The sequence below is a fragment of the Agrococcus sp. Marseille-P2731 genome (genome assembly GCF_900117395.1).
In the GTDB taxonomy this organism is placed as follows: Bacteria; Actinomycetota; Actinomycetes; order Actinomycetales; family Microbacteriaceae; genus Agrococcus.
The window spans coordinates 352,207-372,390 of the sequence record NZ_FPEG01000003.1 but is presented as its reverse complement, the minus strand read 5'-3'; the positions used below and the strand labels follow the sequence as shown (position 1 = coordinate 372,390).

General features: G+C 71.6%; 13 protein-coding genes, 1 tRNA gene and 1 other RNA gene. 10 read left to right on the top strand and 5 right to left on the bottom strand.

The annotated features are described in order from the left end of the window. Positions 1–4: 4 nt before the first annotated feature. Positions 5–1,834, top strand: a complete 1,830-nt coding sequence (locus tag BQ6202_RS09915; RefSeq protein ID WP_072314306.1) for a helicase HerA-like domain-containing protein — start codon at positions 5–7, stop codon at positions 1,832–1,834. A gap of 6 nt (positions 1,835–1,840) precedes the next feature. Here the strand turns inward: BQ6202_RS09915 and BQ6202_RS09910 are convergent, their stop codons facing one another. Next, positions 1,841–2,743, bottom strand: coding sequence for a LysR family transcriptional regulator (locus tag BQ6202_RS09910; protein ID WP_072314305.1), 903 nt, complete (start codon positions 2,741–2,743; stop codon positions 1,841–1,843). 74 nt (positions 2,744–2,817) lie between these two features. On the opposite strand from BQ6202_RS09910, the gene BQ6202_RS09905 reads away from it, so the two are divergent. Beyond that, positions 2,818–4,137, top strand: a complete 1,320-nt coding sequence (locus tag BQ6202_RS09905; protein ID WP_083587188.1) for an ArgE/DapE family deacylase — start codon at positions 2,818–2,820, stop codon at positions 4,135–4,137. A gap of 81 nt (positions 4,138–4,218) precedes the next feature. Here the strand turns inward: BQ6202_RS09905 and BQ6202_RS09900 are convergent. Both BQ6202_RS09900 and BQ6202_RS09895 read right to left on the bottom strand, forming a co-directional pair. After that, positions 4,219–4,306, bottom strand: a tRNA-Ser gene (locus BQ6202_RS09900). A gap of 91 nt (positions 4,307–4,397) precedes the next feature. Then, positions 4,398–8,261, bottom strand: coding sequence for a cell wall-binding repeat-containing protein (locus tag BQ6202_RS09895; RefSeq protein WP_072314304.1), 3,864 nt, complete (start codon positions 8,259–8,261; stop codon positions 4,398–4,400). Between the two features lie 226 nt (positions 8,262–8,487). Between BQ6202_RS09895 and pta the strand changes: the two genes are divergently transcribed. Then, positions 8,488–10,605, top strand: coding sequence for a phosphate acetyltransferase (gene pta / locus BQ6202_RS09890; protein ID WP_072314303.1), 2,118 nt, complete (start codon positions 8,488–8,490; stop codon positions 10,603–10,605). Beyond that, positions 10,602–11,789, top strand: a complete 1,188-nt coding sequence (locus BQ6202_RS09885) for an acetate/propionate family kinase (protein WP_072314302.1) — start codon at positions 10,602–10,604, stop codon at positions 11,787–11,789. The genes pta and BQ6202_RS09885 overlap by 4 nt, the downstream gene beginning before the upstream one ends. Positions 11,790–11,795: 6 nt before the next feature. Here the strand turns inward: BQ6202_RS09885 and BQ6202_RS09880 are convergent, their stop codons facing one another. Next, positions 11,796–12,596: a cytochrome b5-like heme/steroid binding domain-containing protein gene (locus BQ6202_RS09880; RefSeq protein ID WP_072314301.1), complete on the bottom strand. Its 801-nt coding sequence runs from the start codon at positions 12,594–12,596 to the stop codon at positions 11,796–11,798. Positions 12,597–12,652: 56 nt separating this feature from the next. Here BQ6202_RS09880 and ffs point away from each other — a divergent pair. The 5 genes from ffs to BQ6202_RS09855 all read left to right on the top strand — a co-directional run bounded on the left by ffs (position 12,653) and on the right by BQ6202_RS09855 (position 18,131). After that, positions 12,653–12,749, top strand: an RNA gene (gene ffs / locus BQ6202_RS09875) — signal recognition particle sRNA small type. Positions 12,750–12,800: 51 nt separating this feature from the next. Then, entirely contained in the window at positions 12,801–15,113 is a 2,313-nt protein-coding gene (locus BQ6202_RS09870; protein ID WP_072314300.1) for a DNA polymerase III subunit gamma and tau, read from the top strand. A gap of 1 nt (position 15,114) precedes the next feature. Next, positions 15,115–15,714, top strand: coding sequence for a recombination mediator RecR (gene recR / locus BQ6202_RS09865; protein WP_072314299.1), 600 nt, complete (start codon positions 15,115–15,117; stop codon positions 15,712–15,714). Between the two features lie 69 nt (positions 15,715–15,783). Next, entirely contained in the window at positions 15,784–17,058 is a 1,275-nt protein-coding gene (locus BQ6202_RS09860; RefSeq protein WP_072314298.1) for an aspartate kinase, read from the top strand. Then, positions 17,055–18,131, top strand: a complete 1,077-nt coding sequence (locus BQ6202_RS09855; protein WP_072314297.1) for an aspartate-semialdehyde dehydrogenase — start codon at positions 17,055–17,057, stop codon at positions 18,129–18,131. Before BQ6202_RS09860 ends, BQ6202_RS09855 begins: the two co-directional genes overlap by 4 nt. 37 nt (positions 18,132–18,168) lie before the next feature. Here the strand turns inward: BQ6202_RS09855 and BQ6202_RS09850 are convergent, their stop codons facing one another. Continuing rightward, the gene (locus tag BQ6202_RS09850; protein WP_072314296.1) at positions 18,169–18,543 is read right to left on the bottom strand and encodes a hypothetical protein; all 375 of its coding nucleotides are present in this window, start codon (positions 18,541–18,543) and stop codon (positions 18,169–18,171) included. 114 nt (positions 18,544–18,657) lie between these two features. Here BQ6202_RS09850 and BQ6202_RS09845 point away from each other — a divergent pair, with 114 nt between their 5' ends. Then, positions 18,658–20,175, top strand: coding sequence for a malate:quinone oxidoreductase (locus BQ6202_RS09845; protein ID WP_072314295.1), 1,518 nt, complete (start codon positions 18,658–18,660; stop codon positions 20,173–20,175). The last annotated feature ends 9 nt before the right edge of the window (positions 20,176–20,184 follow it).

Here is a 20,184-nt window from a genome sequence, read left to right as displayed (position 1 = left end):
CGGCATGACGGATGAGCTCGCACAGCTGCAGGCGGAGATCGAGGCGGCCAGGACGGCGCAGCGCGAGGCCGAGGCGCGCCTGGCTGCGCTGCAGGCGAGCGAGGAGCGGGCGAAGGCAGACCTCCCGCCGAGGCCCGCGGAGGACGTCGCCCCCGGTCGGGTGCCGCCCGTGCAGGAGCACTTCGAGCCCGCACCCTCGGCGCCCGCGCCAGCCGACCCCGGGGAGCCGAGCGAGCCGGGCACGGTCGTCGAGGAGCACGATGTGACCGGTCCGCTGAGCCCCGACGGTGTCGCCGCCGTGCGCCTGGGCTACGCGTTCGAGGGTCCGGCCCTCGAGATGGGCGCGCTCGTCAACGGCGAGGCCGACGCTGCGACGCAGATCCGCATCCCGCTGCAGATGGTCAACCGGCACGGACTCATCGCCGGCGCGACCGGCACGGGCAAGACCAAGACGCTGCAGGTGCTCGCCGAGCAGCTCTCGGCGGCGGGCGTGCCCGTCTTCGCCGCTGACATCAAGGGCGACCTCTCCGGTGTCGCGACGCCGGGGGCCTCGAGCGACAAGCTGCTCGCCCGCACTGCGGGCATCGGGCAGGCGTGGGCGGCGGCCGCCGCGCCGGTCGAGTACTTCGCCCTCGGCGGGGTGGGCCACGGGGTGCCGATCCGGGCGACGGTGCTCGACTTCGGCCCGACCCTGCTGGCGAAGGTGCTCGGCCTCAACGACACCCAGGAGTCCAGCCTGGGCATCGTCTTCGCCTACGCCGATGCGGCGAAGCTTCCGCTCGTCGACCTGAAGGACCTGCGCGAGCTGCTCCTGTGGCTGACGGGCGACGAGGGCAAGGCCGAGCTGAAGCGCCTCGGCGGCATCTCGCCGCAGACCGCCGGCGTGATCCTGCGCGAGATCACCGCCTTCAGCGCGCAGGGCGCCGACGTCTTCTTCGGCGAGCCCGACTTCGACACTCGAGAGCTGCTGCGCACGACGCCCGAGGGTCGCGGCGTCATCAGCCTGCTCGAGGTGCCGGGGGTGGCCGATCAGCCGGCGCTGTTCTCGACCTTCCTCATGTGGCTGCTCGCCGACCTGTTCGAGGATCTCCCCGAGGTCGGCGACGTCGAGAAGCCCCGGCTCGTGTTCTTCTTCGACGAGGCGCACCTGCTGTTCAAGGACGCCTCGAAGGACTTCCTGGCGGCGATCGTGCAGACGGTGCGGCTGATCCGCTCGAAGGGCGTCGGCATCTTCTTCGTCACGCAGACGCCCAAGGACGTGCCCGCCGACGTGCTCGCGCAGCTCGGGTCGCGCGTGCAGCACCAGCTGCGCGCGCACACGCCAGACGCCGAGAAGGCGCTGCGGGCGACGGTGCGCACCTATCCCACCAGCGAGTACGACCTCGAGCAGGTGCTGACGACGCTCGGCATCGGCGAGGCGATCGTCACGGTGATGAACGAGCGCGGAGCACCCTCGCCCGTGGCGTGGACGCGGATGCGCGCGCCGCAGGGCTCGATGGATCCCACGCCCGTCGCCGAGATCCAGCGCTCGGTGCAGGCATCGCCGCTGCTGCCGAAGTACGGCGAGGCGGTCGACCGCGAATCCGCCTACGAGATGCTGCAGGCCAAGCTGCAGGCCGCGCAGAAGGCGGAGCAGGATGCGGCGGCCAGGGAGGCCGCGCAGGAGGAGGCCGAGCGCCTCGAGGCGGAGGCGAAGCGCAACCGCCCGCGCAGCACCGGCAGGACGCAGCAGCCAGCCGGCGGCAACATCGTCACCGACTTCCTCGGCTCCCGCTCGGGGCAGGCGATGATCCGCGACGTGGTGCGCGGGATCTTCCGCAACCGGCGACGCTGAGCCGGGTCACGCCACCTGCGCGTGCAGCACGTCCACCAGGATGCGCTGCAGCTCCACCACCGCGCGCGGCGAGGTCGTCCTGGGGCGGACGAACAGGGTGCGGCGCACATCGAGGCTCTGGACGGCGGGGAGCGCGCGAACCGCGAACCTGGTGTCCACCGCGCTCGGCGCGATGATCGTGCATGCCAGTCCCTCGGCGACGAGGCCGTGGATCATGTTGAGGTCGTCGGTGCGCATGAGGACGCGCGGCTCGAAGCCGAGGCTGCGCCCCACGCGCCGCAGCACGCGGTCCGAGGTCTCGGACTCGTGCCGGCTGCAGATCCAGTCGGCATCCGCGAGCGCGGCGATGTCCATCGCGACGTCGTCGTGCTGCTCGGTGCCGCCTGCGACGAGCACCCGGTAGCGCTCCTCGAGCAGCACCTGCATCCGCAGCTCCGGTGAGGTGAAGGCGGGGTCCTCGGCGGAGTCGTAGATCAGGCCGGCGTGGATCTCCCCGGCCTGCAGCAGCTGCACCACCCCGGTGGGCTCGGCCTCGACCACCTCGACCTGCACCGGCATCCGCGATCGGAGGCTGCGGATGGCTCGGGGGAGCAGCTGGGACCCCATCGAGGCGAAGGTGCCGATGCGGATGGTCGTGAGCCCCTGGTCGCGCTGGGTCGTGACGAGCCGCTCGGCCTGCTCGAGCCGCGCGAGGATCTGCACCGCCTCCTCGACCAGCACCGCACCGAGCGGGGTGAGCCGCGCACCGCGACGGTCGCGCTCCACGAGTCGGGCACGGAAGTGCCGCTCGAGCGACGACAGGTGATGCGCGATCGTCGGCACGCCGTAGCCCATCGACGCCGCGGCTGCGGTCAGCGAACCCTGTTCGCGGATCGCGACGAGCACGCGGAGCTGCTGCGGCTGGAGCACGTCATAGATCCTATGTCGATGCTTACGAGATCGCGCTATTCCGTCGAGGGCTGACGTCGAACTAGGTTCACCACGTGACCTCCCCGCGCCCTGGCCTCACCCTCGACTCCGCCTCGCCGACGACCCGCGCCGCGGCGGAGGCCCGCGTGCTCGACGCGATCGATGTCGACGCGCTCGTCGGCGACCTCGTCGACCTCATCCGAGTGCCGAGCGTGACGGGGTCGGACGCCGAGTCCGAGCTCCAGCACCAGCATGCGCGTCGGCTGGCGACGCTCGGCTTCGACGTCGACGCCTGGAAGCTGGACCTCGACGGCCTGGCTGGCCATCCCGACTTCCCCGGCACCGAGGCGCCGCGCACCGAGGGCTACGGCGTGGTCGGCGTGCTGGGCGATGCCGGTGGCGTGCCCGCGCTCGTGCTGCAGGCGCACGTGGATGTCGTCCCGACCGGCGACCTCGACAGGTGGCAGGACCGGGATCCCTTCAGCGGCGCCATCCGCGGCGGTGGCGTCCACGGCCGCGGCGCCTGCGACATGAAGGCGGGTGCTGCGGCGAACCTGGCCGTCGCCCGCGCGCTCGTCGCATCCGGTGTGCGGCTCGAGCGCTCGTTCGCGCTGCACTCCGTCGTCGGCGAGGAGGACGGCGGCCTGGGCGCGTTCGCGACCATCCTGCGCGGTCACCGCGGTGAGGCGGCCATCATCACCGAGCCGACGAGCAGCGACCTCGTGGTGGGCAACGCGGGCGCGCTGACCTTCGAGCTGCGCATCGCCGGCCGCGCCGCGCACGGCAGCGCGCGGCTGAGCGGCTACAGCGCCATCGACGCCTTCCTGCCCGTGCACGCTGCTCTGCTCGACCTCGAGCGTGCGCGCAACGCGCATCCGGATCGTCTCTTCGACGGCAACCCGCTGCCGTATCCGATCTCGATCGGCACCGTGCGAGCCGGCGATTGGGCGAGCAGCGTGCCAGACCTGCTGGTCGCCCAGGGGCGCCTGGGCGTGCAGCTGGGGGAGCCGGTCGCAGGTGCTCGGGCAGCCCTGGAGCGAGCGGTCGCCGCAGCCTGCGAGCGTGATGCGTGGCTTCGCGATCACCCCGTGCACGTCACCTGGCCCGGCGGGCAGTTCGCGAGCGGACAGCTCGACGCAGCGCACCCGCTCGTCGACGAGGTGATCGGCGCGATCCGGCACATCGAGCACCGCGAGGCGGGCCTCACCGGAGCGCCCTACGGCAGCGACCTCCGGCTGTACGCGGGGATGGGGGGCATCCCCACGCTGCACTACGGCCCCGGCGACGTGCGCTACGCCCACGCGCCGCGCGAGCAGGTGCAGATCGACGAGCTGATCGCCACGACGCGCACCCTCGCCGTGCTCGCCGCCCGGCGCTGCGGAGCGCACCTGTAGCGCGTGTCGAGGGCCGGAGGATGCCGCCGGCCGCAGACGAAGAAGCGGGACATCGCTCAGGATGTCCCGCTTCTTCACGCGTGGCGGAGGATAGGGGATTCGAACCCCTGAGGGCTTGCACCCAACACGCTTTCCAAGCGTGCGCCATAGGCCACTAGGCGAATCCTCCGTGCCGGCCTCGCGAGGCCAACCCTGCGATTCTAGCCCCACGAGGAACGGGGGCGGGAACCGAAGTCCCCGCCCCCGCTCCTACTGCGCTGCTAGCCGCAGATCGCGTACTCCGCGACCTCAGCCGACAGCGTGTTCTCGTCACCGAGCAGGAAGACCGGCGGCTGGTCGAGTCGCAGGCTCTCCGTGACGATCTGCGAGTCGATGCACGTCGGCTGCGCCAGGTACAGCGGCGCACCCTCGGAGGCCGCGAGCGCTGAGGCGCTCAGGGCATCCGGGAACTTCATGCCGCTGGCGATGTACATCGCCGGCACCGGCGCCGTGAAGAACGCCTGGTTGACGAGCACTGCCGTCTGGAAGCGGTTCGCGCCGGCGAAGCGGTGCACGACGTGGCCTGCGTTGTCGAAGTCCAGCTCGATGCCGTTCGACATCGAGCGCTGGTCTCCCTGCAGGTACACGTTCTGCGCGCCCAGGCGGTCGAGCTCGGCCATGGTGGCCTCGTCGACGCCTGCTGCCATGCCGTCCACCAGGAGGATCGGCGCGTCGATCGAGCCAGCAGCAGCTCCCGCCGACAGGGCGTCGGGGAAGTTGCGACCGGTCGCGATGAACGCGTTCGCCGAGCCCTCGAAGGCGTACTCCGCGATGAGACGGCTGGTCTCGAAGCGGTTGACGCCGCCGACGCGGTCGACCGTGGCCGCCATGTCAGCGAGCTGGTCGGCGACTGCCGCCGAGACGGAGGGCTCAGCGCCCACGATCACGATGCGATCGGGCGACAGGCGCTCGATCTCCTCGACGACCGCGTCCGACAGCTCGTTGGCCATCGTCAGCAGCAGCGGAGCATCCTCGCGAGCAGCAGCGGGAGCCGCCGCCAGCCCGTCCGGGAACTTCTGGCCGCTGGCGATGTAGACGACGTCCGCACCCTCCGGGTAGCCCTGCTGCGAGATCGCGACAGCGGTCTCGAAGCGGTTGCCGCCCGCGATGCGGTCAGGCGCCGGCATGGCCACCTCGCCGCTCGTGACGTGGACGTAGGTCCGCTCCTCCGAGTCGTTGTACCCGATCAGGCCGAGGTACTCGCGGTCGAGGTCGAGACCCCGCCACTCCGCCGTGAAGGAGAAGGGTGCTGCGATCTCACCCGTCAGCGAGGTGGGGTCCGTCGTGAACGAGCCCTCCTGCTGACCGGGCGTGACGGCCACCTGGTCGACCGTGAAGTTGACCGGTGCCCCCTCGCCGCCCTCGGCGAAGATGACGACGCGCACGCGGTAGGTGCCGGCCTGCGGGTCCTCCAGGAGGACCTGCTCGTCGGCTGCCGCGGTGCCGCCGACCCACTGCTCCACCGGGTTGCCGTTCTGCATGCGCTGCACGTAGAGGTCGAGGTCAGCGGTGTTGTCGTCGGCGTCCAGCGAGAAGTAGCGAGCGAGCTCGCCCGCGGGGATCTCGAGCGGGAAGTCGAGGACCTGGCCCTCGACGCCGCCACCGGTCACGAACTCCTCGAACGGCACGAGGCCGTTCGCCTGGAGCTCGATCTCACCAGCGAGACCGGAGACACCGGAGATCGGCGTCTCACCCGACGTGCCCATGCCCTCGACCCACTCGGGCACCGCGACGGCGACCGGGCGGACCGCCAGCGGCGAGCGCACGGTGTGCTCCGCGCTGGTCCAAGTGAGCGAACCCGTCGACCAGGAGGCCAGCGGGGCGTCCTCAGTGGTGAACGTCACCTCGAAGGTGGCGGTGTCACCCGCTGCGTCGAAGGTCAGCGTCGAGGGCGAGACCTCGACGTCGACTCCCGGGACATCGGTGACCGACGCGGTGTACGAACCCGCCTCGAGCGCCGTGACCGTGCGGGTCACCGTCTGCATGCCGGCGAGCGAGCCGATCGCGATCGACGCGATGTTCACGTCGCTCGGATCGATCGGCGAGCCGACCCACGCGTCGGGCAGGCCGTAGCCGATCCCGCGGAGGTAGCCGTACCAGTCGGCGGTGCCGTTCTGGTAGATGAGGCCGGCATCGAGCATCGACTGCGTGTTCACGTGGCCTGCGCCCTGTGCCCACACATCCGTCGACTCCGTGCCGTCATCGTTCAGCGTGTCCGTCGCCGTCGTCATGAGCGCCGACTTGACCTCTGCCGGGGTGGCGTTGGGGTGCGCGCCCAGGTAGATCGCGCCGAGGCCCGCGACGTGCGGTGCGGCCATCGACGTGCCGGAGAGCAGTGCGAAGCTCGGCTCGCCGTCGGCCGGGTTGGGGCCGGCCGCGATGATGCCGACACCGGGGGCGGCGACATCGGGCTTGATGACGTCGCTGCCATCCGCGAGCGCCGGGCCGCGCGACGAGAAGCCCGCCACGACGGGCGCGGGAGTCGCGATGCCCGAGCTGTTGCCAGCCTCGAGCGTGACCGTCGCGCCGTCCGCCTGCGCCGCAGCCAGGAGCTGGTCGCGGTACTGGGCATCGAGGTGCACGGTCGGGATGACGTGGTCGTCGAGGTCGATCGAGCCCGGCGTGACGTTGACGATCACTGCGGCGATGCCGCCAGCGGCCTCGACCTCGGCGGACTTGTCGACGCGCGCGTTCACGCCGCGGTCGCAGAGCACGATGCTGTCGGCAGCGAGTGCCGGGTCGAGCGTGTCCGCGATGCAGAGTGCCGCCTCAGCGGGGTCAGCGCCCGCTGCAGCGATGTCGCCGGCGTAGACGAACGGCCCGGTGATGGGCTCGGCGTCCTCGCCCATGGGGACCGTGATCGATCCGCCCGGGAGGCGGACGTCGCCCTCGAGGACGACGGTCGCCTCGTAGTTCGGGACGCTGGAAGCGGCGACCGTGGTGTACCACGGAGCTGCGTGGTCGAGCGTCGATGCGTCCGGGCCGCTGTTGCCGGCCGAGACCGAGACGAAGACACCGGCAGCCGCAGCACCGAGGAACGAGACGTCCGTGGCCGTGGCGACCGAGGTGGCTGCGCCGCCACCGATCGAGTAGTTGATGACGTCCACGCCGTCGATCACGGCCTGGTCGATCGCCTCCACGAGGTCGCTGCTGGAGCAGCCGTCGTCATCGGTGGTCGTCGGGTCGGGACCCGACCAGCAGGCCTTGTACGCGGCGATGCGCGCCTCGGGGGCGACGCCCGACATGGTGCCGAGGTCCTCACCACCAGCGGACGTGATCGCGACCTCGGCGTTGCCGGCCGCGGTCGACGCGGTGTGCGAGCCGTGGCCGTCGCCGTCGCGCGGCGACACGTACTCGCCCGGGACCTGGTCCTCGGAGCCGAGGTCGGCGGTGCCGTAGCCGTCGACGAAGTAGCGCGCCGTGATGATCTTCGTCGAGCAGTCCTCGACGGTGAACTGGGTGCCGGTCTCGCAGGCACCGGAGAAGGTGTTGCCGTCGCCCTTCTCGTAGACGATGGCGTCGCCGTCCCAGTAGGGCTCGGCGCCCGGCGTGGTGCCGAGCGGCTCGCCGGCGAAGAGCGGGTTCTCGGGCGCGATGCCCGTGTCGATGACACCGACGACGACTCCGGCTCCGGCCTCGTCGACGCCGCCGACCTCGGCCCAGAGGCCCTCGAGGTCGAGGAACTCGTTGGCGGGGCTCGCGGTGACCTGGAGGATCTCGTCCGGGAAGATCTGCGAGACGCGACCGTCGCTGGCGAGGTCGAGCGCCTGCTCGGCCGACAGGTCGGCGATGAAGCCGTTCATCGTCACCGTCAGGCTCGCGGCGACCTCCGCGCCGATCGAGCTGGCGACAGCGGTCTGCTGGCTCTCGAGGTGCTGGGCGTACGCGGTCGCTGCCGAGGTCGAGACGTCGATGTCCGCATCCCCCAGCGGAGCGGTGCGAGCCAGGTTCGGCAGCCCCCCTCGGTAGGTCGCGAGCGGATCGTTGTCGAGCACGACGATGTAGCGCCCGCTCTCGAATCCGCTCGTGTCGATCGAGCGCTGCTGCTCGATCGGCGCTGCGCCGGCCGCGGCCGCACCGAGCACAGATGCCCCCGCGCTGAGCGCGAGGGCAGTTGTGAGTGCGAGGCCACGGCGAAGACGCACACGCCTAGTGGTGTGTGAAATCACAGGTGATCCTTCGTTCGTGACGAAGCCCCGAAGAGACGGGGCGGATGCGCTCGAATCTATGCTCGGGCTGTGGTGGGCCGATATGGCGGTGAGCCAAGCGTTACCGTTTCGTGACCTAAGGTCGGCGGGCTAGCCTGAAGCCGTGCCGACCCGAATCGTCATCGCTTCCCCCGAAGGCCACGCAGGCAAGTCGATCGTCGCGCTGGGGCTCGTCGAAGCGCTCAGCCGCCGGGTCGAGCGCGTCGGAGTCTTCCGACCGGTCGCGCGCTCCGAGCAGCAGCGCGACGAGGTGCTCGAGCTGCTGCTCGCGCACGAGGCGGTCGACCTCGACTACGACGAGGCGATCGGCACCACCTACGCCGCGGTGCACGACGACGCCGAGGCTGCCCTCGCAACCATCGTCGACCGCTATCACCGCATCGACGAGCGGTTCGACGCCATCGTCATCGTCGGCTCCGACTACACCGACGTGGGCAGTCCGACCGAGCTCGGCTTCAACGCGCGCGTCGCCGCCAACCTCGGCGCATCCGTGCTGCTGGTGCTCGGTGGTCGCGACCCCGAGACCGATGCGCCTCGAAGCGCCGACCAGCTGCGCCAGCTCGCGGACGTGACGACGACAGAGCTCGCGCAGGCCCACGCATCCATCGCCGGCATCGTCGTGAATCGCGCAGAGCCGTCGGCGATCGACGCGATCCCCGGATCGGTGGCGGATGCGGCGCCGGAGGGAGTGCCGATCTGGTCGATCCCCGAGGACGCCCTGCTGAGCGCGCCGAGCGTCGGCGCGCTCTTCGCGGCGACCGAAGCGACCCTGCTGCGCGGCGACGCCGAGCTGCTGGCGCGCGAGTCGCTCGGCACCGTCGTCGCGGGCATGTCGATGGAGCACGTGCTCGAGCGCCTCATCGAGGGCGGCATCCTGGTCATGCCGGGCGATCGCTCCGACGTCGTGGTGGGCACGCTGCTCGCGCAGCAGTCCGACACGTTCCCGTCGATCGCGGGCATCATCCTGAACGGCGGCTTCGAGCTGCACCCGGCGGTGCAGCGCCTGCTCGACGGCCTCGACCTCGAGCTGCCGATCGGCACGAGCCCGCACGGCACCTACGAGACAGCCAGGCGCATCGCGACGACGCGCGGCTCGCTGATCGACGGCACGCAGCGCAAGCGCGACTCGGCGCTCGCGCTGTTCGAGCAGCACGTCGACGCCGCGGCGCTGCTCGAGCGCCTCGAGGTCGCGACGACCGACGTCGTGACGCCGCTCATCTTCGAGCACAGCCTCATCGAGCGCGCGCGTCAGAGCGTGCGCCACATCGTGCTCCCCGAGGGAGATGACGACCGCATCCTGCAGGCCGCCTCGACCGTGCTGGCGCGCGGCATCGCCGAGCTCACGATCCTCGGCGACGAGCCCGCGATCCGCCAGCGCGCCGCGAGCCTCGGGCTCGACCTCGCGCGCGCCCGCATCGTCGCGACCGACGACGACGAGCTGCGGCCGAAGTATGCCGCCGAGTACCAGCGCATGCGCGCCCACAAGGGCGTCACGATCGAGCAGGCGATGGAGCGACTGCTCGACGTGAGCTACTTCGGCACACTGATGGTGCACACCGGCGACGCCGACGGCATGGTCTCCGGCGCCGCGCACACCACGGCTCACACGATCAAGCCCTCGTTCGAGACGATCAAGACGAAGCCGGGTGTCTCGGTCGTCTCGAGCGTGTTCCTCATGGCCCTCGCCGATCGCGTGCTCGTCTACGGCGACTGCGCGGTGATCCCCGAGCCGACCGTCGAGGAGCTCGCGGACATCGCGATCTCCTCGGCGCAGACGGCGCGCGACTTCGGCATCGAGCCCCGGGTCGCGATGCTCTCCTACTCGACCGGCGAGTCGGGCACAGGAGCAGAGGTCGACCGCGTGCGCGCGGCGACCGCGCTGGTGCGCGAGCGGGCGCCTGAGCTGGCGGTGGAGGGCCCGATCCAGTACGACGCGGCGGCGGATGCGGCCGTCGCGCAGAAGAAGATGCCCGAGTCGCAGGTGGCCGGACGGGCCACGGTCTTCGTCTTCCCGGACCTCAACACGGGCAACAACACCTACAAGGCCGTGCAGCGGTCGGCCGGCGCGCTCGCGATCGGCCCGGTGCTGCAGGGGCTGAACAAGCCGGTGAACGACCTCTCCCGCGGGGCGCTCGTGAGCGACATCGTCAACACGATCGCGATCACCGCGATCCAGGCCCAGGGCGCGACGTCCGCGGGCGCGGGGGAGGGGCCAGCGTGAGCGCATCCGTCTTCGTCATCAACGCCGGCTCGTCCAGCCTCAAGTACCAGCTGGTCGCCGTCGACTCCGGCGAGGCGCTCGCGAGCGGGCTCATCGAGCGCATCGGCGAGACCACCGGTCGCGCGATGCACCAGGTGCCCGGCCGCGACGACGTGGTCGAGCAGCGCGTCATCACCGATCACGCCCATGCCTTCGGCTGGGTGCTGCGGCAGTTCGACGCCCACGGCCCCGACCTCGACGAGGCGCAGCTGATCGGCATCGGGCATCGCGTCGTGCAGGGCGGCGCCCGCTTCGATCGCGCCGTGCTCATCGACGACGACGTCGCCCAGCAGATCGACGACCTCGCCCCGCTCGCACCACTCCACAACCCCGCGAACCTCCAGGGCATCCGCTCTGCTCGCGCCACGTTCCCCGGCTTCCCGCACGTCGCCGTCTTCGACACGGCCTTCCACCTGACGATCCCGCCCGCCGCCCATCGCTACGCGATCGACGAGCGGGTCGCGGCCGACCACCGCATCCGCAAGTACGGCTTCCACGGCACGAGCCACCAGTTCGTCTCCCGACGCATGGCCGAGCTGCTCGGCAAGCCGCTCGAGCAGGTCAACACGATCCTGCTGCACCTCGGCAACGGCGCCTCGGCGACCGCGGTGCGCGGCGGCGAGAGCATCGAGACGTCCATGGGGATGACGCCGCTCGCCGGCCTCGTGATGGGCACCCGCTCAGGCGACATCGACCCGGGCGTGATCTTCCACCTGCACCGCACGGCCGGCATGTCGATCGACGAGATCGACACGCTGCTCAACAAGCGCTCCGGGCTGCTCGGGCTCACGGGCACCGGCGACATGCGCGACGTGCAGCAGGCTGCCGACGCGGGCATCCCGCGCGCGGTCGAAGCGCTCGAGATCGTCGCGCACCGGCTGCGCGGCACCGTCGGCGCCTACCTCGCGCACCTCGGCCGGACCGACGCGATCGCCTTCACCGCCGGCATCGGCGAGAACTCGCCAGCGGTGCGCACCGCAGCGCTCTCCGGTCTTGAGGGCCTCGGCATCGTCATCGACCCGGAGCGCAACGCCGGGCGCGGCGAGCGCTGCATCTCAGCAGCGGGCTCCGCGATCGAGGTGTGGGTCGTGCCCACCGACGAGGAGCTCGAGATCGCGCGGCAGGTGGCGGCGCTCGTCGGCTGAGACCGGTCAGCGCTCTGCGAGCTCGCCGATCGCGAAGCGGGTGAGCTGCTCGGTGGGCAGCGCCTGTCCGCCGTGCTGCGCACCGAAGGCGTCGGTCGCATCGGTGCCGCAGATGCCGAGGATGCGGTCGGGGCCGCCGGGATGCTGCGTCACCCACTCGGTGACGTCGTAGACGGTGCCCTCGATCGCGACCCAGCACGATGCGGCGTCGTCGTGCTGCGCGACCTCGGAGAGCCCGATCTGCGTCGTGCCGTCACTGCTCGACGACGGTGCGGGCGTGTCCTCCGCTGCAGCCCCGGGCTCCAGCGGCGCCTCGGACTGGCCGGCTCCGATGCGGTCCTCCCAGACCGCGGTGGCGCCGGTGTGCCCCGTGAGCACGGCGACGATGATCGCGCCGACCGCGACGGTGGCGAGCACGGTTCCGGCGATCAGGCCCATGACGCCGGTCGAGCGGTTGCGTCGGTCGGCCTTGCCCTGCCACAGCCACCATGCGAGCGTCGCGGCGAACAGCAGCGCGCTGACGATGAGCACCCAGTTGCCCAGCTGCTCGTGCTGGCCGGGGGAGCCGACGCGCTGCGCGAGCGCCTCGCCGGAGAGCTTCGCGACGAGCGCGCCGACGGTGGCGATGCCGAGCACGGCGACCACCGGCCACGCGAGCGAGGCGCGCCAGCGCGGCACGAGCAGCGCCAGCAGCACGCCGATCGCCCCCAGCGGCAGCAGCACGACCGGGACGTGCACGGCGAGGGCGTGCAGCGGCAGCCCGAACGCGAGGTCGAAGGGGCCGGTCGAGTCGGCGAGGAAGCGCATGCGGCAACGCTACAGGGGCCCGCTTCGCGTGGAGCGCCAGCGTTGGGTACGATGGAGGCGGCTCCCCGCGTGGCGCCATCCAGGCCAACTCCCCCAGGTCGGAGACGAAGCAAGGGCAACCGGGCTCTGGCGGGTGCGCGGGGAGTCCTTCTCGTCGGGGAGGGCCGTCGCCCGGTGTCACCGGTGCCAAGTAGCCTGGAGCCCATGGTCGCAGCCCTGTACCGCCGGTATCGGCCGGAGTCGTTCGCCGAGCTCATCGGGCAGGCGCACGTGACCGATCCGCTGCGCACGGCTCTGCGCGCCGACCGCGTCAACCACGCCTACCTCTTCTCCGGTCCGCGAGGCTGCGGCAAGACGACCAGCGCCCGCATCCTGGCGCGCTGCCTGAACTGCGCCGCGGGCCCGACGCCGGAGCCCTGCGGCACCTGCGACTCGTGCGTCGAGCTGGGCCGCGACGGCGGCGGCTCGCTCGACGTGGTCGAGATCGACGCGGCGAGCCACGGCGGCGTCGACGACGCCCGCGACCTGCGCGAGCGCGCGACCTTCGCACCCAGCCGCGACCGCTACAAGGTCTTCATCATCGACGAGGCGCACATGGTGACCTCCGGTGGCTTCAACGCGCTGCTGAAGATCGTCGAGGAGCCGCCGGAGCACATCAAGTTCATCTTCGCGACGACCGAGCCCGAGAAGGTGATCGGCACGATCCGCTCGCGCACGCATCACTACCCCTTCCGCCTCATCGCGCCGGCGCCGATGCTGGAGTACGTGCAGCGCCTGTGCGTCGAGGAGGGCGTCGAGGTCGACCCCGGCGTGCTGCCGCTCGTGGTGCGGGCGGGCGGCGGCTCGGCGCGCGACACCCTCAGCCTGCTCGACCAGCTCATCGCGGGCTCCGAGGCGCGGGTCACCTACGAGAGCGCGGTCGCGCTGCTCGGCTTCACCCACGGCGAGCTGCTCGACGACATCATCGGCGCGCTGTCTGCGGCGGATGCGTCGAGGCTGTTCGCGTCGATCGACCGCGTGGTGCAGACGGGCCAGGATCCGCGTCGCTTCGTCGAGGACCTGCTCGAGCGGCTCCGCGACCTCATCGTCGCGCACGCGGCGAGCGACCCGGCGGCGATCCTGCACGGCGTGCCAGAGGACGAGCTGGCGACGCTCGTGGAGCAGGCGGGCGGCTTCGGCGCCGCCGAGCTCTCGCGCGCCGCCGACATCGTCGCGCGATCGCTCACCGACATGGCGGGTGCGACGAGCCCGCGCCTGCACCTCGAGCTCATGGCAGCGCGGCTGCTCGTGCCGGAGTCGGGCGACGTCGAGGTCGGCACGCTGGCGCGCGTCGAGCGGATCGAGCAGCGCCTCGACGGCGCGCCCGCACCGGCTGGCCCGCCGGCGAAGGCTGCGCCTGCTGCGCCCGCGCCCGCAGCGGTGGCCCCCGTCGAGGCCGCGACCGCGCAGAGCGCGCCCGCGGTGGTGGCCCCCGTCGAGGTCGTGCCCGCAGAGGCGGTGCCCGTCGAGGACGAGCCCGCAGAGGCCGCGCCCGTCGAGGACGAGTCCGCAGAGGCCGCGCCGATCGCTCCGACCTTCGAGCCCGCCGGTGAGCAGCTCATGGTGGCGCCCGCCGCCCCGATCACCTTCAAGCAGCTGCGCGACAGCTGGGACGAAGTGCTCCAGAAGCTCGCCGACCACCACCGCACCGCCTGGATGCTGGTCTCGAACACGACGCCCATCGACCTGAAGGACGGCGACGTCCTGCTGCTCGGCTTCCAGTCGGATGCCGACGTGCAGCGCTTCCGCGAGGCGCACGGGGCGAAGCCGACGGTCGCCGACCTGCTGCGCACGGCCATCAAGGAGCTGCTCGGCATCGAGGTGAAGTACGTGCCGCGCACCAGGCAGTCGAGCCGCGCGCCCGCCGCCGTCGGCCAGCCGTCCGCGCCCGACGACGAGCATCGAGCTGGCGACGCAGCCAGCCAGCAGCCGATCGACACGGTCCCGCCGAGCCAGCCGTCGATCGACGCGGTCCCGCCGAGCCAGCAGCCAGCCGACACCGCGTCACCCAGCCAGCCCACGGTGGCCGCGACAGGGCCGGCGGCCACGAGCGCGAGGCGGGCCGACCCGCCCGCGCAGGCTCGCGCATCCGACGCTGCGCCCGCGGCCACACCGCCCGCGGCCGACGGGGCAGCAGCTCCGGTCGTCGGTTGGGCGGTGGCCGCGATCCCGAGCGACGCAGAGGCTCCGCCGGAGGACCTGCCCGAGCAGCCGCTGCCGGACGAGCCGGAGCCCGACCCGTTCTCGTTCGTCTCCGCCCCTGACGCGCCTGCGCCGACGGTGCCGGCGCGCGCGGAGGCCCCGGCCAGCGCGCCCGTGCCGACCGGGCCCTCGCTCAGCGAGCTCGCGAAGGCGGCACCGGCGCCCGAGCCGGCGCTCTCGGCGTCGCAGGCGGCTCGCTACGGCGAGGCGGTCGTGCGCGAGGAGCTCGGCGCCGAGCTGATCGAGGAACGACCACGAGTGCGAGGGGAGCGCTGACATGTACGACGGCATCGTCCAGGATCTGATCGACGAGCTCGGCCGCCTGCCCGGGGTCGGCCCGAAGTCGGCGCAGCGCATCGCGTTCCACATCATCCAGACCGAGACCTTCGACGTCGACAGGCTCGCGACCATCCTGCAGACCGTGCGGCAGCGGGTGCGCTTCTGCGTCGTCTGCGGCAACATCGGCGAGCAGGAGCGGTGCTCCATCTGCCGCGATCCGCGCCGCGTGCCGACGACCATCTGCGTCGTCGAGGAGGCGAAGGACGTCGTCGCGATCGAGCGCACCCGCGAGTACCGCGGGCTCTACCACGTGCTCGGCGGCGCCCTGAACCCCATGCAGGGCATCGGGCCCGACCAGCTGCGGGTCGCCTCGCTCATGACGCGCCTGCAGGACGCGGCGATCGACGAGGTCATCATCGCCACCGACCCCAACGTCGAGGGCGAGGCGACGGCGACCTACCTGATCCGCTCGCTGCTGCCGATGGGCGTGCGCATCTCGCGGCTCGCGAGCGGGCTGCCCGTCGGCGGCGACCTGGAGTTCGCCGATGAGATGACGCTCGGGCGAGCGTTCGAGGGGCGTCGCACCGTCGAGCACTAGGGGCCGCATGACCGGCGGCGCCGGGGCTGAAGCCTAGACTTGGAAGGTCCAGGGGTGCAGAGGAGCGACGTGAGCCTCATCGTGCAGAAGTACGGCGGGTCCAGTGTGGGCGACGCCGAGGGGATCAAGCGCGTCGCCAAGCGGATCGTCGAGACCCGCAAGCGCGGCCACTCGGTCGTCGTCGTCGTCTCCGCCATGGGCGACACCACCGACGAGCTGCTCGACCTCGCGCACCAGGTGGTGCCGACCCTGCCGGCGCACGGCCGCGAGCTCGACATGCTGCTCACCGCCGGGGAGCGCATCTCCATGGCGCTGCTCGCGATGGCGATCAAGTCGCAGGGCGCGGAGGCCGTCTCCTTCACCGGCAGCCAGGCGGGCATGCTGACCGACGACAGGCACGGGTCCGCCCGCATCGTCTCCGTGGCGCCCGGACGCGTGCGCGATGCCCTCGACCGCGGCCAGATCGCGATCGTGCAGGGCTTCGCCGGCTTCAACAAGGTGACCGGCGACATCACCACCCTCGGTCGCGGCGGATCCGACACCTCCGCCGTCGCGCTCGCCGCAGCCCTCGACGCAGACGTGTGCGAGATCTACACCGACGTCGACGGGGTCTTCTCCGCCGACCCCCGCGTCGTCCCGCTGGCGCGCCGCATCCCTCGTATCACCAGCGAGGAGATGCTCGAGCTCGCCGCCGGCGGGGCGAAGGTGCTGCACATCCGCAGCGTCGAGTACGCCCGTCGCCACGGCGTCACCCTTCACGTGCGCTCGTCGTTCACCAACGACGAGGGCACCATCGTGTACGACCCAGAGAGAGCAGGGTCCCAAATGGAAGAGCCGATGATCGTGGGCGTCGCCCACGACCTGTCAGAGGCCAAGGTCACGGTCGTCGGCACGCCCGACGTGCCCGGCGTCGCCGCCCGGATCTTCACGATCGTCGCCGAGACCGGCGCCAACATCGACATGATCGTGCAGAACGTCTCGGCGGCCACCACCGGCCGCACCGACATCTCCTTCACCCTGCCGAAGGAGGAGGCCGGCACCGTCCTCGACGCCCTCGAGGCGCACCGCGAGGACGCCGGCTTCGAGCAGCTGCACTACGACGACCAGATCGGCAAGCTCGCGCTCGTCGGCGCGGGCATGCGCACGAACGCGGGCGTCTCTGCGCGGCTGTTCCGCGCGCTGTCAGAAGCGGACATCAACATCGAGATGATCTCGACGTCCGAGATCCGCATCTCGGTGGTCACGCGCGCCGACCAGCTCATCGACGCCGTGCGCGTCGTGCACTCGGCATTCGACCTCGACGCGGCCGAGCAGGCCGTCGTGCACGCCGGGACGGGCCGATGATCCGCCAGCTGCAGGCCGAGGCCGGTCAGGCGAGGCCGATCAGGCTCGGCGTCGTCGGCGCGACCGGCCAGGTCGGTGGCGTCGTGCTGCGCCTGCTCGCCGAGCGCGACGTGGCCATCGAGCAGCTGCGGCTCTTCGCCTCCGCGCGCTCGGCCGGCACGGCGCTCGACTTCCGGGGCCAGCGCATCACCGTCGAGGATGCCGAGGAGGCAGATCCCGCCGGGCTCGACGTCGCGATCTTCTCCGCCGGCGGCGCGACCTCGAAGCGCCTGGCGCCGAGGTTCGCAGAGGCGGGTGTCATCGTCATCGACAACTCGTCGGCCTGGCGCATGGATCCCGACGTGCCGCTCGTGGTCTCCGAGGTGAACCCGCACGCGATCGGCGGTGCGGTCAAGGGCATCATCGCCAACCCGAACTGCACCACGATGGCCGCGATGCCCGTGCTGAAGCCGCTCGACGTGGCATCCGGTCTCGTGCGCCTGGTCGTGACGACCTATCAGGCGGTCTCCGGCTCGGGGCTCGCGGGCGTCGAGGAGCTGCGCGGCCAGCTCGAGCAGGCCGCATCGCAGCACCCCGAGCGCCTCGCGCACGATGGCGGCGCCGTCGACTTCCCCGCGCCCGCCGTCTACACGCAGACGATCGCGCACAACGTGCTGCCGCTCGCCGGCTCCATCGTCGACGACGGCACGGGCGAGACCGACGAGGAGCAGAAGCTGCGCAACGAGTCGCGCAAGATCCTGCAGCGGCCAGAGCTTCGCGTGGCGGGCACCTGCGTGCGCGTGCCGGTCTTCTCCGGCCACTCGCTGGCGATCCACGCCGAGTTCGAGCGCGATCTGAGCCCGGAGGCCGCCCGCGAGCTGCTGGCGCAGGCGCCGGGCGTCGCGCTCGTCGACGTGCCCACCCCGCTGCAGGCCGCCGGTGCGGATCCCTCGCTGGTGGGGCGCATCCGCGCCGACCAGTCGGCCGAGCCCGGCAAGGGCCTCGTGCTCTTCGTCTCGAACGACAACCTGCGCAAGGGCGCGGCGCTGAACGCCGTGCAGCTGGCAGAGCTCGTCGCAGAACGCCTCGGCTGAGGGCGGCCCCGCCGAGCGCGGGGCCGCCCTCGGCAGATCAGGCGGTCGGGGCGTCGGAGTCGGTGCGGTGCGCGTCGCTGTCGGACGCTTCGACGCCGGATCCGTCGAGGCTCGGCGCGTCCACGCCGTGCCCGTCGACGCCTGCCACGATCGGGGCGTCCGCAGCCGCCTCGTCGGACGCATCCGCCGACGCGTGGGCGAAGTCGCCGCCGCCGCCGGTGCGCTCGAAGGTGGGCTTCTCCTCGGTCTCGCCGGAGCTGATGCGCGACTCGACCCAGTGCTTCGCGTCGGCGGCGCGCTCGCCGATCGAATGGCCGGCGCCGTGCGCCTGATCGCCGATCTGGTCGGCACGATCCTTGACCCAGCCGGCGGCGTCGCCGAGCTTGCCCTTGGCGTCATCCAGGATTCCCATGGTGCTCCCTCTCGTCGGTGATCGGCAGCAGCGCCGCCGATCGCGGGCAATGGTAGAGCGGTCGACTGGGGATAGCGTCCCGGGGTTCTTGACCCTTGTTCTAGAATCGGGGGCGTGACCAAGACCATCGACGTAGCCCTCATCGGTGGAGGGATCATGAGCGCCACGCTCGGAGCCCTCCTGCACCGGCTCGAGCCGACGTGGTCGATCGCCATCTTCGAGCGCCTCTCGGAGGTCGGGCTCGAGTCGTCGAACCCCTGGAACAACGCGGGCACAGGCCATGCGGCGCTGTGCGAGCTCAACTACATGCCCGAGGGCAAGGACGGCTCGATGACGACCGCGAAGGCCGTCGACATCAACGAGCAGTTCCAGCTCTCGCGGCAGCTCTGGGCATCGTTCGTCGAGGACGGCACGCTGCCCGATCCCAAGGGCTTCATCTCGCCCACGCCGCACATGACCTTCGTGTGGGGCGACGACAACGTCGACTACCTCCGCCGCCGCTGGGAGCTGCTCAAGGACGAGCCGCTCTTCGCCGGCATGGAGTACTCGGAGGACGCGGAGGTCATCCGCTCCTGGGCCCCCACACTGATCCCCGGTCGCAAGAAGTCGCAGCGCATCGCTGCGACCCGCTCGACCGACGGCACCGACGTCGACTTCGGCGCGCTGACGCGCATGCTGATCGGCAAGCTGCAGGACGACGGCGCCGCGCTCAGCACCGACGTCACGGTGACCGGCCTGAAGCGGCTGCCAGCGGGCGACTGGCGCATCAAGCTGCGTCGCGAGGTCGGCCAGGCGAAGTTCGAGGTGAACGCGCGCTTCGTCTTCGTCGGTGCGGGCGGCGGTGCGCTCAAGCTGCTGCAGAAGGCGCGCATCCCAGAGGCCAAGGGCTTCGCAGGCTTCCCGATCTCCGGCGCCTTCCTGCGCACCGACAACCCGGAGGTCGTCGCGCGCCACACCGCGAAGGTCTACGGCAAGGCCAGCGTGGGCGCCCCGCCGATGTCCGTGCCGCACCTCGACACGCGCGTGGTCGACGGCGAGGCCAGCCTGCTCTTCGGCCCCTACGCGGGCTGGAGCCCGAAGTACCTGAAGACCGGCAGCTACACCGACATGTTCGAGACCATCAAGGGTCACAACATCTGGCCGATGGCGCGGGCCGGGCTCGCGAACCTGGATCTCGTGAGCTACCTGTTCGGCGAGGTCTTCGCCTCCCGGCAGCAGCGCCTCGACGCGCTGCGCGAGTTCATGCCCGACGCGAAGGACGAGGACTGGCGCCTCATCGTCGCAGGCCAGCGCGTGCAGGTGATGAAGAAGGACGCGGAGAAGGGTGGCGTGCTGCAGTTCGGCACCGAGCTCGTCACCGGCGCCGACGGCACCATCGCAGGTCTGCTGGGAGCATCGCCGGGCGCATCGACGGCCGTGCACGTCATGCTCACCCTCTTCGAGCGCTGCTTCCCCGAGAAGATGCCGGTGTGGAGCGAGACGCTCCGCGAGCTGATCCCGAGCTACGGCACGAAGCTGAACGACGATCCCGAGGCTGCGCGCGCAGCGCTCGAGCGCACCGCGCGCACCCTGCGACTCGTGGAGACGTCGGGTGCCCCCGCGCTCGACGTCGCAGCCACCGTGAAGGTCTGAGGCGGCCAT